Here is a 13,698-nt window from a genome sequence, read left to right as displayed (position 1 = left end):
AACCTGGCAAATTTATAACCAATAGACAAAAACAAACAAGAACAACCAGACCACGTCGACAAAGTGCCAATACCAGGCAACACCTTCGAATCCAAAATGACGCTCTGGTGTAAAATGGCCTAACTTGCAACGAACCGCGATGACTATCAGCATAATAGTACCTAAGGTTACGTGCAGACCGTGAAATCCTGTAAGCATAAAAAAGGTCGTTCCATAAATACCAGCAGAAAGCGTTAAATTCATCTTGGTATAGGCTTCATGATATTCATAGCTTTGCAATACCAAAAACAGAATACCTAGCGCTATGGTCAAAACCATTCCAATAAGTACTTGCTTGTGCTTTTCTAATTTTAAGGCCCAATGTGCCCAAGTGATAGTAACCCCTGAGGTTAATAAAATAAGCGTGTTTACAGCGGCTAATCCCCAGGCTCCCATTGCCTCCTCAGCACCCGCATAAACTTTATTATTGGGGTTATCTAATAGAGGCCAAGTGGAATTAAAATCAGGCCATAAGGTAAAATGAGTGATCGGATGTACATCGCCCCCTAACAGTGGAACAACCCAAAATCGGGTATAAAACAAGGCGCCAAAAAAGGCTCCGAAGAAACACACTTCAGAAAAAATAAACCAGCACATGCCCCAACGAAATGAGCGATCAACCTGTTGATCATAGACGCCTTTTGAGTTCTCATAGATTACTTGGCCAAACCAACCAAATAGCATAAAAATCATAATTCCCATGCCAATACTGAATATGTAAGGGCCATACCAATCGTGATGAAGCCAAGATGCCGCACCTACAAGCAGAGTAGTCAGCCCACATGATGCAACCAAAGGCCAATGGCTTGGCTTAGGGACATAATAAGTACCATGTGCTCCCATTATATTTTTATCTCCTGTATCAATAATCTGTTCTAAATGCGCTCTCAATAGATGGTGTGATTAAATCGCATGAACTGTATCAGACCTCACACAACCCAAAGTGCATTAAGCCTTATCGGTTACATCGAATAAAGTATAAGACAATGTAACCGTATTCACTTTTTCGGGTAAATCAGCATCTAAATGAAATAGTAAAGGCATATCCATAGCCTCATGTCCATTTAACGTTTGCCGAGTAAAGCAAAAACATTCTGTTTTTTTCAGATATTTCGCAGCAATGCCAGGGGTAACGCTCGGTATCGCTTGAACGGTCATCTGATGGTCCGTTTTATTTTCTGCATAAAAGGCAAGTTTGGCTATTTCGCCAGGATGTACCTTAATCTTTCGAGTTTTGGGATAAAATGCCCAAGGGACACCACTATTGTTGGTAGCGACAAACTCAACCGTTATTTCTCTTTTTTTATCAATTTTAGCTTTAGTTATATCATAAGCGACTGCCTCGGGATTTGTTTTACCATTAATACCCAGTGACTTACATAAACTGTTGTAAATGGGTACTAATGCAAAGCCAAAGGCAAACATACCTAGCACAAGGCCGGATAAAATTAAAATTAACTTTTGATGGCCTTTTTGTTTTTTCATACAGCGAACCTATAAATCCAACTTCGGTGGAGTTGTAAACGTGTGATACGGGGGTGGAGAAGGCAAGGTCCACTCTAAACCATATGCACCCTCCCACGCCCTGCCAGCTGCAATGTCTTTTTTAGTACCTTTCTTTCTCACAGTAGCAATCACATTATATAAAAAGAGCAGTTGGGTAAAACCAAAGATAAATGCTCCAATTGAAGAGATCATATTAAAATTGGTGAACTGTAACGCATAGTCGGGGATCCTTCGTGGCATACCAGCCAGTCCTAAGAAGTGCATGGGGAAAAATGCTACATTCACTGAAATAACAGATAACCAGAAATGCCATTTGCCTATGCATTCGTTGTACATGTGGCCAGTCCATTTGGGCAACCAATAGTAAGTAGCAGAAAATAAGGCAAAAATTACACCCGGAACCAGGACATAATGGAAATGTGCTACCACGAAATAACTATCTTGATACTGGAAGTCTGCAGGTACCAATGCCAACATCAGACCAGTAAATCCGCCTATAGTAAATAAAAAGACGAACGCTAACGCAAACAACATTGGGGTTTCAAAGGTCATGGAACCTCTGAACATCGTACTGACCCAGTTAAATACTTTAATCCCTGTGGGTACCGCAATAAGCATCGTGGTGTACATGAAGAATAATTCCGCACCCAAGGGTATCCCGGATGTGAACATATGGTGCGCCCAAACAATAAATGACAAGATAGCAATACTGACAGTCGCATACACCATAAAATAATAGCCGAACAATGGCTTACGGCTAAAGGTAGGAATTACTTCGGATATAACCCCAAAAGCGGGTAATACAAGAACATATACTTCGGGATGTCCAAAAAACCAAAATACGTGTTGGAACAGTATGGGATCACCACCACCTGCTGCATTAAAGAAGCTGGTACCAAAATGACGGTCCGCTAACATCATCGTTACCGCGCCAGCCAAAACAGGCATAATTGCAATCAATAAAAAGGCAGTGATTAACCAAGTCCATACGAACATCGGCATTTTCATCAAAGTCATGCCTGGTGCCCGTAAATTGAGTATGGTCGCAATAATATTTATAGAACCCATAATGGACGAAATACCCATCATATGGATTGAAAAAATCATAAAATCGGTACTTGGTGGGGCGTATTTGGTAGATAGAGGTGCATACATCGTCCACCCAAAGTTAGGACCGCCTCCAGCGTGAAACGTTGTGGACAGCAATAAGGTAAACGCAAAAGGTAAAATCCAGAAACTCCAGTTATTTAAACGGGGCAAAGCCATATCTGGAGCACCGATCATCATTGGGATTTGCCAGTTCGCCATTCCAGTAAAGGCGGGCATGACCACCCCAAATAACATGATTAACCCATGAAGTGTTGTCATTTGGTTAAAGAAATTAGGGTCAACAAAGCGATGGCCTGGCTGGAATAATTCTGCACGAATAAGCAACGCCATGCCGCCAGCTATAAAGAAGCTTATCATTGCAAGCCACAAGTACAGCGTACCAATGTCTTTGTGGTTTGTAGTAAACAACCAGCGTTTTATAAATCCTAAGACGCCCTTGCCTTGTTCAGGACCATGATCGTCATGTTTTTCATCGTGTGCTAATGTATAACTACTCATTGCAGACCTCCAGCTTGAACTTTATTAACCATGGTTGGTTGTTGATTAGCTTTTTGACGTTGTGCCGCAACTTCTGCAGCTTGAACAACATCATTAGTGTTATTCTCCCAGGCATTTCGCTCATACGTCACAATAGCAGCAATTTCCTCATCGTTCAGTTGATCTTTATATGGCTGCATCGCTGAACCAGGAACACCGTTAAGGATTGTATCTATATGTCGTGAAATAGGACCGCCTATTGCTATAGAGCTGCCTCTAAGTGCAGGATACATCGGTGGAATACCCCTGCCATCAGGTCTATGGCATGGAGAACAAAACTGTTCGTATTTTTGCTTTCCAAGAGTGAGTAAATCATCTCGGGTCATTGCTTTTTGTGCTGCTGCAGTTGCTTCTTCTTTGTTGTACTGGTCTTGTGATTTTGTTTGAGCAGCAACCCATTTATCAAAATCCTCCTGGCTTACCGCTTCAACAACGATAGGCATAAACCCATGGTTGACACCGCAGAGTTCAGCACATTGGCCTCTGTATGTTCCTGGTTTTTGTATTGTTGCCCATGCTTCGTACATGAACCCGGGTATCGCATCGCGTTTAATGCCTAGTTCAGGAACCCACCATGAATGAACGACATCATTTGAAGTAACTAAAAAGCGAATTTTTTTATTCACTGGCAAAACCATGGGTTTGTCTACTTCTAATAAATACCACTCGCTCTTTTTTTCTTTGTTTTGAATTTGTGCAAAAGGCGTCGATAAGGTACTAAAAAAACTTATTCCTTGATCAAGATACTCATACTGCCATCGCCATTGGTAACCCACTATTTTTACCGTTATTTCTGATTGTCTTGTATCGTCCATACGGATTAACACACGAGTGGCTGGAATCGCAAGTCCAACAAGAATTAAGAAAGGAATAATTGACCAGACAATTTCTAATCGGGGGTTATCATGAAATGATGCGGCCTTATATCCTTTAGATTTCCTATGGTGGATCATGGAATAGATCATCACGCCGAATACCACAACCCCGATGACGGCACAAACTGCCATACAGACCATATGTAAGTAGTACACGTCCCTACTGACAGGCGTTACCCCTTCATGCATATTTACCTGCCAGAAATCCGCAGCTGCGAATATGGGTTGGCTGGCAACCCAGGCACCAAGCATTGTTAATAATCTACAGATCTTTAACCTGTTTAACATCCCCGTTCCTCGTCTTGTCAATAAGCTAGGCTACCTAGCTTCAATTTAGTTTTTATACATTTCAATTAATCCCCCACTTGCGTGGGGGATAGTGCAATCAGTACTACACTACCACAATGAGTAGTTTCCTTCGGTTTTAGATTTACTAACCATATACTTAATTGCCTCAATTACTTCATTGGTAGTGCATTGCTTACAGCCGCCGTTTTTTGGATGGCCTTTGCCATTGACAGTATTTTCTATCAACACATCCATATTTTTTGCGATCAGGGGTTTCCATGCCTCTTTATCACCAATTTTAGGCGCACCATTTTTTCCTTCATTATGGCAAGCCGCACAATTTTCGTTATAAACGGCTTCTCCACTTGCAGGATATTTTTCTGCACCACCTGACTTGAGATTTTCTAACTCCGTACGAGTTAATGACTCATTCAGTAGGTAGTCAACCGCTGAAATGATGTCGTTATCAGAACAAGTGACACAGGCCCCTTTGTACGGCATTGAGTTAAAACCATTGATGGCATGGTGATACAGCCCTGTTAATCCACTTGTTTTTAATCGCGCATACCAACCTGCTGCGTTACCAATTAAAGGTGCACCCATTACACCATCTTGGTGACAAATAACACAGGCCGTGTAATAAACCTGTTTTCCACGATCGAGCGAAGGAGGTTCATGAGAAGGTGGTAGACCTAAAGGCTCTTCACTGGTTACCGTTTTCAGATAGGTAGCAATAGCCATCCTATCTGCATCAGTTAAGTACATCAAACTATTATGATTTACTTCTGCCATAGGTCCAGCTACTGGACCAGCATTATTTATCAACTTATTGTACTTGAACACATCGGTAACTTGTTCATGAGTTGCAGTCTCTAATCCATACTTGGTGATATTGGGTGCCCAATAGCCATTGATAAATCCACCGGTCAAATAATATCTGTTCTTCGGTGCGCCAAATGGATTTAAAGGGGTATGGCACATACTGCAATGTCCTAGGCCATCTACAATATATTTTCCACGATTCCATTCAGGAGAGCGGCCTTTTTCATATTGAAAGCCATGACCTTCAGGGAAGAAGAATAGCAAGTTCCATCCCCACAGCGTAAACCGAGATCCCGGAACATTAAATGGGAAAGGTAATGATTTGTTCGGTAAATTAACTGGAGGCAAGCTCATAAAATAGGCATACAGAGCACGCGCATCCTCATCCGTTATTTTAGAAAAATAAATATAAGGGAATACAGGGAAGTAGTTTCTCCCTTGAGGATCCCGACCTTCTTTGAGGGCGCGAATAAAGTCTTTCTCTGTCCAGTTACCAATCCCAGTTTCTTTATCTGGAGTGATATTAGGGCTATAAAAAGTCCCGAATGGAGTTTCTATAGGCAATCCACCGGCATAGGCAGGTGTCCCTGCTTTTACATTGGTATGACAGGAAATACAATCACCTATCTTTGATAAATACTCCCCGCGCTCAATTAGACTTTGTTGCTCGCCAGTAGCTGGAGCCGTAGGTGGATAAACAGGATAATATCCATCATGAATTTGTAATTTCTGTTGAGCCGGTGCAGCATTTTCTGCATGTAATAATTGCCCCGCCATGCCAAGTACGGCCAAAGTTGCAGTGACAATTAGCTTTCTTAGTAACAAAGAGCCCACGCCCCCTCCTATTTGTTCTTATTTTGTACGCTTCTCTTGCGGAGATAGAGTAATCGACGCATTTTATACTCCACAACGCATAAGTTGCAATGTTATAATTGCTATCTTTGATTATTTTTCTATTGTGATTATGTTTGTTTATCTTGATGGTTTGCTTTTAGGCCTATCTTTAATTATTGCCCTCGGGCCGCAAAACGTCTTTTTGATTAAACAAGGCGCACAAAAGAATCATGCGGTACTTTCCGCTGTCATCTGTTTTATCTGTGATCTCATCTTAATTTGTTCTAGTATTGCGGGCTTGCATCAATTGTTACTTGTTCGTCCTGTTCTACAAATTTGGATGATGCTGTTAGGTACTTTATTTCTCCTTTTTTATTCCGCAAAAGCATTAGCGAATGCATTTTCAAAATCAGCAAAAAATACAGAGAATACCTATCAACCACGCACCAAGACCCAAATTATTCTCCTGGCTTTAGGATTTAGCATACTAAACCCCCATGCTATTATTGATTCACTGGTCATTATCGGTGGCGGCAGCAGCGGGTATCCCAATCAAGAACATATTTTTTTATTTGGCGTCCTCACCTCAAGCTTTCTTTGGTTCAGTTCATTAACATTTACCGCGCGATATTTTTCTGACGTTTTAACTAAAGCCCATGTGTGGAAAGGAATTGAGTTACTGAGTGGTGTATTAATGGCCTTGATAGGGATTAAGCTCGGTACCGATTGTTTGGGCTTAATTTCAGAGATGATTGGAAAATCGATTTCGTAGAAAGGGCCAATCAGTGTGTCGCCAATTGACCCAGTGGAATGACACATAGCAAGTCCAACCTCGCAGCGTGAATATCTCATAACCATTTATTCATGTCAACAGAGCGCTTGAAGCACCAGTCAGGTAGGTCAATCAACAGTTCTTTAGTCATGCACCTCTCTGAGCGACGATTCTGGTCTGCAGGGTAGGCAAATTCGTGCTCGCATCCGCAAAGTAATTAACTCTTGCGTAAGGTTTGCAAAGAGTTCTATTGTTGTTCTAACTCAGTTCCGTTAAACTCAAGCTTTCATAAAATATGAGCAATACATGTTTTACGGCGATACCATCCAAGAGACAAGGCAACTATTTTTTTCCAGTTGGGAAAAATACCAACATAAAAAATTGTTGTCCCCTTTAGAAAATGAGATTGTCCAAGTGATATTAGCCCATCCTGAATATCACAAGATGTTAGAGAATCAAGATAAATTTCAACAACAATCTTATTTTCCTGAATCAGGAGAGCCCAATCCATTTCTGCACATGGGACTTCATCTGGCAATTAGGGAGCAAATAGCTACCGATCGCCCAAGCGGTATTCACCTTATCTATAAGAATTTAGTCAAAAAATATAATGATTCTTTGGTCGTTGAGCATTTGATGATGGAACAATTGGCCGAATGCTTATGGCTTTCACAAAAAAATAATCTCCCCCCCGATGAAACGCATTACTTACACGCGTTAGCGGACCTTTGAATTAGTTCTCTCTGCACCCCTTATCCCGAGTGGGACTACGAAGATCTCTCGGGGTAAAGAACGGTATTAAAAAAGGTTCAACGGTGGCACTGATGAGGTTTGATTGTAACAAATGAACCCTCTCCCTAACCCTCTCCCGCAAACGGGAGAGGGGACTCATCACCAGAGACTGCTAAATCATCTTGTTGTTCCACCTGATACTCAAGAATATCTCCAGGCTGGCAATTTAGGTAAGCACAAATTGCTTCCAATGTTGCTAAGCGTATCGCTTTAGCTTTGCCATTTTTTAAAATAGACAAATTCGCTTCAGTAATTCCTATTGCCTCCGCCAACTCCTTCAGCCTGCATTTGCGTTTTGCCATCATCACATCCAGATTAACAATAATAGACACGAGCACATTCCTTATATTGTTAATTGGGTTTCAGATTTTAGCTGATGTGCTTCTTGAATAATCCAGGAAGCAACCAAAATGATGAATGCGGTAATTAAGGTGGATAAGTTTGCTGAATTTAAGGTAATACTGGCGATACGTTCTCCTTTAGGATTATTAAAGGTGAGAGCCGCTGTCATTAAGGGTTGATAAAATAACTGCACCAATTCACCTAAAATCATATAAATACTTACCTGTTTAATTAATTTGATATTTTCTTCTTCAAACAAATAGCCTTTTTCAAAAAGCCTGAACAATTTAGCCAGCTTATGGCAGATTAAGACCGTAATTGTCAGCGGCATCCACTCAATCGCTAACAAGACACTCCGATGCAACCAAGAAAAATGCGAAGGATCATAGATTTTTTCTGCAGAAATTAAGGAAGACCAGGCCCCAATACGACACATCCAATCGAATTTAAATAAGATTAAGCAGGTGGTCGTGAGTGGGATAAGCCAGCAAAGACTACGAAAGAGCAGATACAGAATATGGCTGGTGTTTTTTATTTTTTTCATGATAAATACCCATTAATCAAAACAGATCAAATAATAACAAATATTTATTGTTTTACAATAAAAATATATTATTTATTGATATTAATTTTCTTTACAATTGGATGTTTACATGAAGCTCTCCAAGCTGCGCTGGCTGATAACAACTGAGGAGAGCCGGTAGATTTTAATAGTTTTTCGACATAGATGTTCTCTTTTGGTCCCTAATTCTCAAATGAAAAATTAGACACCATAGTCTGCAATTTTTCTTGTAAAAGACTTAGATTTTTGGGTACGACAATCAGCTGAAAGTTATCATTTTGGAAGTTAACAGGAACCTTGCTTGCTTGAATGTACTGTGCATTATTGCGTTTTTCCACCGTAAATCGATTTTCTGGTCTTACATCAAAATCAATACAATCCAATTCATCTAGAAGTGCCAGCACCCGAATTGTATCCGGGGCAATCTGACTTAAAGACCAAAACTTGGAGGTGCGTATGTGTGGAAAAGGTCTTGAATAACTGCCTTCACCGCTAACCACAACTAGATCACGAATGTGTTTATCATTTGGAAAATGCTCTTTAATTAGAGTAAGGGCTTGTCCCAATTGCTGTCCCTCTAGATGAACTTGTCCCTTATTGGTGAAATATTTTTCTAAATGCGCTTTATTAACCGCCTTTATAATGATCGCTATTTGATTCGAATCTTCAGTGGACTTTACTTCATAAATTAATCGGCCTCCGAATTGCACAAAGCCTGAGAGCCTTAATAGAGCATTTTTTCCTTTTGTATCTTCTTTATCGAGAAAAATTCTAAGGTCGATTGGAAATTCAGGACTACTGGACTGAAAATATAGGGAAAATCCGTCATTCGTGTCCAAATCGCAAAATTTATTTAGCATACTCTTAATTTCATAAAAATCTTTTTGGCCTTGAGAAGCTACGTAGTCCATGATAGAAAAGTCATCACCATGATTACTTCTTACACAGTTTACCACCCTGTTAACAGGCTCTTGATGATCGGGCTCTTCGAGTATTTGCAAATCATGAATGGGATAAAAAATTTGAGTACCCTTTTGCACTTGAATGTAGTGACAACGGATATCATGTAATCCACTTCTGATGATGACTGAATTGACTTCAGGAAAACGCATATTTTCTGTAGGGAATTGAAAATTACCTTGAGTTACATTAAGAAATTCAGGATAAGCAACTTTGGTAATAATAAATGTAGATTGTCTCCCCTCGTTAACTTTTTCTTCAAAGTGAATTAAATTGTATTTAAGTTGTAACAAGGTTAAACGTCTTCTTATTTCTGATGTCTTAGGGTCTAAGGTAGGTAAAGGCAGGGTTCTTAAATCAGTTAATGCCCCATCCGCGCTATCGCGACTGGTTGATTCGCCTAACTTAAACCCGCCGTCATTAAAATCCAAAAGCTGATTGACTCGTCTTTGAACAGCACTAATGGTTGAAGTACCCTCTTTGTCATTCATGGAAGTAAGCTCAATAATTGCTTTCATAAATTTTACCTGCCCCTTGTTTTGATTTAAAAAATGAAATTTGGCGAAATAGTATCTAGATTATGTTAAAAATAAAACAATTGAATAAAAAAAACTCCCGCGCTCGCGCAAATTACCTCAGGAAGACGTGGATCATATAAGACTGGGTATCCTCTGCAAAATCGGTTAATATGGAGCATTAAATAACAAATCTGTGTTCTCCATATGGCTGATCAAGAAAAAAAAACTCATTTTGGTTACTCGACTGTCGGTTGGGATGAAAAAGAACAGAAGGTCGCTGAGGTTTTCCATTCCGTAGCCAAAAACTATGATGTGATGAATGACTTAATGTCTTTAGGCATCCATCATCTTTGGAAGCGCTATACTGTAGCCTTAAGCCAAGTACAACCCGGACAGTCTGTCTTAGACTTGGCCGGAGGTAGTGGCGATTTAACGCGATTATTATGTAAAAAGGTTGGTGATTCAGGTCGTGTTGTTCTTGCAGATATTAATTCGGCCATGCTGCATGTAGGAAGAAATCGTTTATTAGACGAAGGCTTATATAAAAATATTGATTATGTACAAGGTAATGCCCAATGCCTGCCTTTTGCTGATAATAGCTTTCATTGTATTACCATGGGTTTTGGCTTGAGAAACGTCACCGATAAAGAAGCAGCTCTTCGCTCGATGTATCGTGTATGCAAACCCGGCGGGAAAATCATGATTCTTGAGTTTTCAACGCCCACCTTTCCCGGATTAAAACCGATTTATGACTGGTATTCGTTTAATATTTTACCTAAAATAGGAGAATTTATTGCGAAGGACAAATCCAGTTATCAATACCTTGCTGAATCGATACGCATGCACCCCAATCAAATCAGACTTAAAGAAATGATTGAACATGCAGGATTTGAAGACTGCCACTATGACAATCTCAGCGGCGGCATAGTGGCTTTGCACATTGCCTATAAATATTGAGTGCATTATGTTAAAAAAATACTCCTTAAAGGCTCTCCAAATGGCCATTAATAAAGCAGCCAAATTGGATGAACAGATGCCAGTCAAGCTAAAAGCGCTTGATAACAAAACTCTTGAGATGATAATAAGCCCTTTAAATGTTAATTTTTTTATACTTTTTAAAGACGGTGAAATCATCTTGCTTGACTGTTATGACAAAGAAGCAGACACCATCATTCACAGTAATCCTTTGGGTTTAATTCGCCTAAGTTTATTACCTGCATCGAAAGCACGATCGTTGTTTAACGATAAAATTCGTATGACTGGAGATACCGAATTAGGGCAACAAGTAAAAAAGCTATTTGATGAGATGGATATTGATTGGGAAGGACACCTGGCTCACTTTACCGGAGATGTGGTGGCACATCAAATTGGTGCTTTTGTACGTAAAGGAATCTCCCTAAAAAAGAAAATTGAGGAATCCATGCGACACAATGTGTCCGAATATGTTCAAGAAGAGTTACGCGTGATTCCCACTAAATATGAATTGGAAGATTTTTTTGCTGAGGTCGATGAGTTATCTTTAAGCGTTGAGCGCCTTCAGGCACATGTCAATCAACTAATAAGCCGCTATGAAATCAATTAAAAAGCTCATTCGTCTTATTCACATTAACTATATTCTGGCTAAAAACGGGCTGGATAATGTAGTGGTGTCATTAAGATTGTTTGCACCCCTGCGCTTCATTGTTTATTTAAATCCTTGGAATTGGTTTCGCAAGGAGCATTTAACCCACGGCGCAGCACTTCGTAAGTCTTTGGAGGAGCTTGGGCCTATTTTCATTAAATTTGGCCAAGCACTCTCTACCCGGCCCGATATTTTACCTCCAGATATCGCCCTTGAACTCAGCAAACTACAGGATAAAGTACCTCCTTTTCCCAGCGAGCAAGCAATGGCCATCATTGAGAAAGCCTATGGCTTGTCCCCCTACGAAGTCTTTGCTGAATTTGATTCCATACCCTTGGCATCCGCTTCAATGGCGCAAGTCCATGCAGCAACTTTAAAAACAGGTGAAGACGTCATTGTCAAAGTACTACGGCCTAATATGCGACGCGTTATTGAGCAAGACTTAAGCATTATGCACACCATCGCCAAATGGGCGGATCGCTATTGGCCTGAAATGAGACGTTTAAAGCCTAAGGAAATTGTGACAGAGTTTGAACATACCTTACTCGATGAACTGGATTTATTAAGAGAGGCTGCGAATGCAGCTCAATTAAGAAGAAACTTCGAGAATTCTCCGATTTTATACATCCCTGAAATCTTTTGGGATTATTCTCGTACCAATGTGATGGTACTGGAGCGAATCCATGGTATCCCCGTTTCAGATATTAATAGTTTACAGGCACATGGAATAGATATAAAGAAACTCGCTGAACGTGGCGTAGAAATTTTCTTTACTCAGGTATTCCGTGACTGTTTTTTTCATGCAGACATGCATCCAGGAAATATTTTTGTCTCCTACAAAAATCCCAAAGACCCCCAATATATCTGCATTGACTTCGGCATCATGGGGACCTTGAATGACAATGACAAGCGCTATTTAGCTGAAAATCTCCTCGCGTTTTTCAATCGAGACTACCGACGGGTGGCCGAACTGCATGTTGAATCAGGTTGGGTCGCTCGTACTACGCGTGTTGAAGAATTCGAAAGTGGGATTCGTACTGTATGCGAACCGATTTTTGAACGGCCTTTAAAAGACATTTCATTTGCACAAGTCGTGTTACGCCTTTTTCAGGTTGCAAGGCGTTTCCAAATGGAAGTACAACCCCAACTGGTTTTATTACAAAAAACATTACTGGCCGTAGAAGGACTTGGACGTCAACTCTATCCGGATTTAGATTTGTGGACCACGGCGAAGCCTTTTCTTGAAAAATGGGTGAGAGACCAAATAGGACCCAAAGCATTCCTCACTCAATTAAAGCATAATCTTCCCTTTTTCGCAGAACAATTACCGAATATGCCAAAACTGCTCTTTGATTTTCTAGAGCTTAAAAAAGAAGAACTAATAATAAACAAAGAGCGCGCCAACGCGCAGCCAGAAAATGAAAAGCCCGCAGTACAATGGAATAGCATGGCAATCGGTGCAGGATTTTCTTTCCTTTTAGTTAGCCTGCTCGACTATTTGCATCTTATCCACCACAAGCAGCTTGCTCCTCTTGCTCTAACTGGAGCCATTTTAACGGGTCTGTTTGTACTCATTAACCGTAACGCGAGGAACTAACATGGGATTAAGTGGCATCAGCCCTCTTTCTTTATTATTAATTCTAGTCATTATCGTTGCTCTTTTTGGCACTTCTAAATTAAAAACCATAGGTACCGATCTCGGTGAAGCAATTCGAAATTTTCGCAAAGCGTTGAATGAAGAACAAACACAGGAGTCGTCAAAGGAGGATAATAAATCCTCATGAGCAGTGGTGAACTTCTTGTCATTTTGATTGTTGCCCTCATTGTCTTTGGCCCGAAAAAGCTTCCGATGCTGGCAACCCATTTAGGCTTATTACTCAGAAAATTTAATCAACTTAAAGTACAAGCGGCCACTTTGTGGCAACAGCAACTTCATGCAGTTCAATTAGAAGAAAATCAACGTAAGGCTAAAGAAGCAGATGAGCAATATAAAAAGGAACAATCGTCCTAAATTCAGGAGCACTGCTAAAGCAAGCCAGGTAACCTAACTGACTTTCTACCTCTTAGCCGCGACAAATTTGTAGTAAAACTCTGATTGAAGTGCACGTCGATACGTCAAA

15 protein-coding genes are annotated in these 13,698 nt (G+C 40.4%); 7 read left to right on the top strand and 8 right to left on the bottom strand.

Features of this window, described 5'->3' with window-relative positions:
• Positions 1 to 12: 12 nt before the first annotated feature.
• The 5 genes from OQJ13_RS09400 to OQJ13_RS09380 all read right to left on the bottom strand — a co-directional run bounded on the left by OQJ13_RS09400 (position 13) and on the right by OQJ13_RS09380 (position 6,011).
• A complete protein-coding gene (locus tag OQJ13_RS09400) occupies positions 13 to 882 on the bottom strand; it encodes a cytochrome c oxidase subunit 3 (RefSeq protein ID WP_265710595.1) in 870 nt (289 codons plus the stop codon).
• A gap of 105 nt (positions 883 to 987) precedes the next feature.
• A complete protein-coding gene (locus OQJ13_RS09395; protein ID WP_265710594.1) occupies positions 988 to 1,524 on the bottom strand; it encodes a cytochrome c oxidase assembly protein in 537 nt (178 codons plus the stop codon).
• Between the two features lie 9 nt (positions 1,525 to 1,533).
• Positions 1,534 to 3,153, bottom strand: coding sequence for a cytochrome c oxidase subunit I (gene ctaD, locus OQJ13_RS09390; RefSeq protein ID WP_265703610.1), 1,620 nt, complete (start codon positions 3,151 to 3,153; stop codon positions 1,534 to 1,536).
• Positions 3,150 to 4,355, bottom strand: coding sequence for a cytochrome c oxidase subunit II (gene coxB / locus OQJ13_RS09385; protein WP_265710593.1), 1,206 nt, complete (start codon positions 4,353 to 4,355; stop codon positions 3,150 to 3,152). Before coxB ends, ctaD begins: the two co-directional genes overlap by 4 nt.
• A 108-nt stretch (positions 4,356 to 4,463) precedes the next feature.
• Complete coding sequence (locus OQJ13_RS09380) at positions 4,464 to 6,011, bottom strand: c-type cytochrome (RefSeq protein ID WP_265710592.1); 1,548 nt, start codon at positions 6,009 to 6,011, stop codon at positions 4,464 to 4,466.
• A gap of 130 nt (positions 6,012 to 6,141) precedes the next feature.
• On the opposite strand from OQJ13_RS09380, the gene OQJ13_RS09375 reads away from it, so the two are divergent.
• Together OQJ13_RS09375 and OQJ13_RS09370 are read left to right on the top strand one after the other, a co-directional pair.
• Positions 6,142 to 6,783, top strand: coding sequence for a LysE/ArgO family amino acid transporter (locus OQJ13_RS09375; RefSeq protein ID WP_265710591.1), 642 nt, complete (start codon positions 6,142 to 6,144; stop codon positions 6,781 to 6,783).
• Between the two features lie 306 nt (positions 6,784 to 7,089).
• Entirely contained in the window at positions 7,090 to 7,515 is a 426-nt protein-coding gene (locus OQJ13_RS09370; protein ID WP_265710590.1) for a DUF1841 family protein, read from the top strand.
• A gap of 125 nt (positions 7,516 to 7,640) precedes the next feature.
• On the opposite strand, the gene OQJ13_RS09365 is transcribed toward OQJ13_RS09370, so the two are convergent.
• The 3 genes from OQJ13_RS09365 to OQJ13_RS09355 form a co-directional block, all read right to left on the bottom strand.
• Positions 7,641 to 7,907 carry a helix-turn-helix domain-containing protein gene (locus OQJ13_RS09365; RefSeq protein ID WP_416209908.1) on the bottom strand — a complete coding sequence of 89 codons (267 nt, stop codon included), beginning with the start codon at positions 7,905 to 7,907 and terminating at the stop codon, positions 7,641 to 7,643.
• Between the two features lie 11 nt (positions 7,908 to 7,918).
• Positions 7,919 to 8,461, bottom strand: coding sequence for a DUF2975 domain-containing protein (locus OQJ13_RS09360; RefSeq protein WP_265710589.1), 543 nt, complete (start codon positions 8,459 to 8,461; stop codon positions 7,919 to 7,921).
• A gap of 200 nt (positions 8,462 to 8,661) precedes the next feature.
• Complete coding sequence (locus tag OQJ13_RS09355; RefSeq protein WP_265710588.1) at positions 8,662 to 9,957, bottom strand: hypothetical protein; 1,296 nt, start codon at positions 9,955 to 9,957, stop codon at positions 8,662 to 8,664.
• Positions 9,958 to 10,161: 204 nt separating this feature from the next.
• Here OQJ13_RS09355 and ubiE point away from each other — a divergent pair, with 204 nt between their 5' ends.
• The 5 genes from ubiE to OQJ13_RS09330 are packed head-to-tail and all read left to right on the top strand — an operon-like array spanning position 10,162 to position 13,589.
• Complete coding sequence (gene ubiE / locus OQJ13_RS09350) at positions 10,162 to 10,914, top strand: bifunctional demethylmenaquinone methyltransferase/2-methoxy-6-polyprenyl-1,4-benzoquinol methylase UbiE (protein WP_265710587.1); 753 nt, start codon at positions 10,162 to 10,164, stop codon at positions 10,912 to 10,914.
• Positions 10,915 to 10,921: 7 nt separating this feature from the next.
• Positions 10,922 to 11,539 (top strand): ubiquinone biosynthesis accessory factor UbiJ, encoded by a 618-nt coding sequence (locus tag OQJ13_RS09345; protein WP_265710586.1) that lies wholly within the window; start codon positions 10,922 to 10,924, stop codon positions 11,537 to 11,539.
• Positions 11,526 to 13,175, top strand: a complete 1,650-nt coding sequence (gene ubiB, locus OQJ13_RS09340) for a ubiquinone biosynthesis regulatory protein kinase UbiB (RefSeq protein ID WP_265710585.1) — start codon at positions 11,526 to 11,528, stop codon at positions 13,173 to 13,175. The genes OQJ13_RS09345 and ubiB overlap by 14 nt, the downstream gene beginning before the upstream one ends.
• Before the next feature lies 1 nt (position 13,176).
• Entirely contained in the window at positions 13,177 to 13,362 is a 186-nt protein-coding gene (gene tatA / locus OQJ13_RS09335) for a twin-arginine translocase TatA/TatE family subunit (RefSeq protein ID WP_265710584.1), read from the top strand.
• The gene (locus OQJ13_RS09330) at positions 13,359 to 13,589 is read left to right on the top strand and encodes a Sec-independent protein translocase subunit TatA/TatB (RefSeq protein WP_265710583.1); all 231 of its coding nucleotides are present in this window, start codon (positions 13,359 to 13,361) and stop codon (positions 13,587 to 13,589) included. Before tatA ends, OQJ13_RS09330 begins: the two co-directional genes overlap by 4 nt.
• The last annotated feature ends 109 nt before the right edge of the window (positions 13,590 to 13,698 follow it).

This window comes from Legionella sp. PATHC035 (assembly GCF_026191115.1).
Classification (GTDB): Bacteria; Pseudomonadota; Gammaproteobacteria; order Legionellales; family Legionellaceae; genus Legionella.
The sequence above is the reverse complement of the archived record's forward strand: the minus strand, read 5'-3'. Positions and strand labels throughout refer to the sequence as shown.

What these genes read in the sequence shown, in the direction of transcription:
- OQJ13_RS09400 (WP_265710595.1), bottom strand. Translation starts at nt 882, where the DNA reads ATGGGAGCACATGGTACTTATTATGTCCCTAAGCCAAGCCATTGGCCT.
- OQJ13_RS09395 (WP_265710594.1), bottom strand. Translation starts at nt 1,524, where the DNA reads ATGAAAAAACAAAAAGGCCATCAAAAGTTAATTTTAATTTTATCCGGC.
- ctaD (WP_265703610.1), bottom strand. Translation starts at nt 3,153, where the DNA reads ATGAGTAGTTATACATTAGCACACGATGAAAAACATGACGATCATGGT.
- coxB (WP_265710593.1), bottom strand. Translation starts at nt 4,355, where the DNA reads ATGTTAAACAGGTTAAAGATCTGTAGATTATTAACAATGCTTGGTGCC.
- OQJ13_RS09375 (WP_265710591.1), top strand. Translation starts at nt 6,142, where the DNA reads ATGTTTGTTTATCTTGATGGTTTGCTTTTAGGCCTATCTTTAATTATT.
- OQJ13_RS09370 (WP_265710590.1), top strand. Translation starts at nt 7,090, where the DNA reads ATGTTTTACGGCGATACCATCCAAGAGACAAGGCAACTATTTTTTTCC.
- OQJ13_RS09360 (WP_265710589.1), bottom strand. Translation starts at nt 8,461, where the DNA reads ATGAAAAAAATAAAAAACACCAGCCATATTCTGTATCTGCTCTTTCGT.
- OQJ13_RS09355 (WP_265710588.1), bottom strand. Translation starts at nt 9,957, where the DNA reads ATGAAAGCAATTATTGAGCTTACTTCCATGAATGACAAAGAGGGTACT.
- ubiE (WP_265710587.1), top strand. Translation starts at nt 10,162, where the DNA reads ATGGCTGATCAAGAAAAAAAAACTCATTTTGGTTACTCGACTGTCGGT.
- OQJ13_RS09345 (WP_265710586.1), top strand. Translation starts at nt 10,922, where the DNA reads ATGTTAAAAAAATACTCCTTAAAGGCTCTCCAAATGGCCATTAATAAA.
- ubiB (WP_265710585.1), top strand. Translation starts at nt 11,526, where the DNA reads ATGAAATCAATTAAAAAGCTCATTCGTCTTATTCACATTAACTATATT.
- tatA (WP_265710584.1), top strand. Translation starts at nt 13,177, where the DNA reads ATGGGATTAAGTGGCATCAGCCCTCTTTCTTTATTATTAATTCTAGTC.
- OQJ13_RS09330 (WP_265710583.1), top strand. Translation starts at nt 13,359, where the DNA reads ATGAGCAGTGGTGAACTTCTTGTCATTTTGATTGTTGCCCTCATTGTC.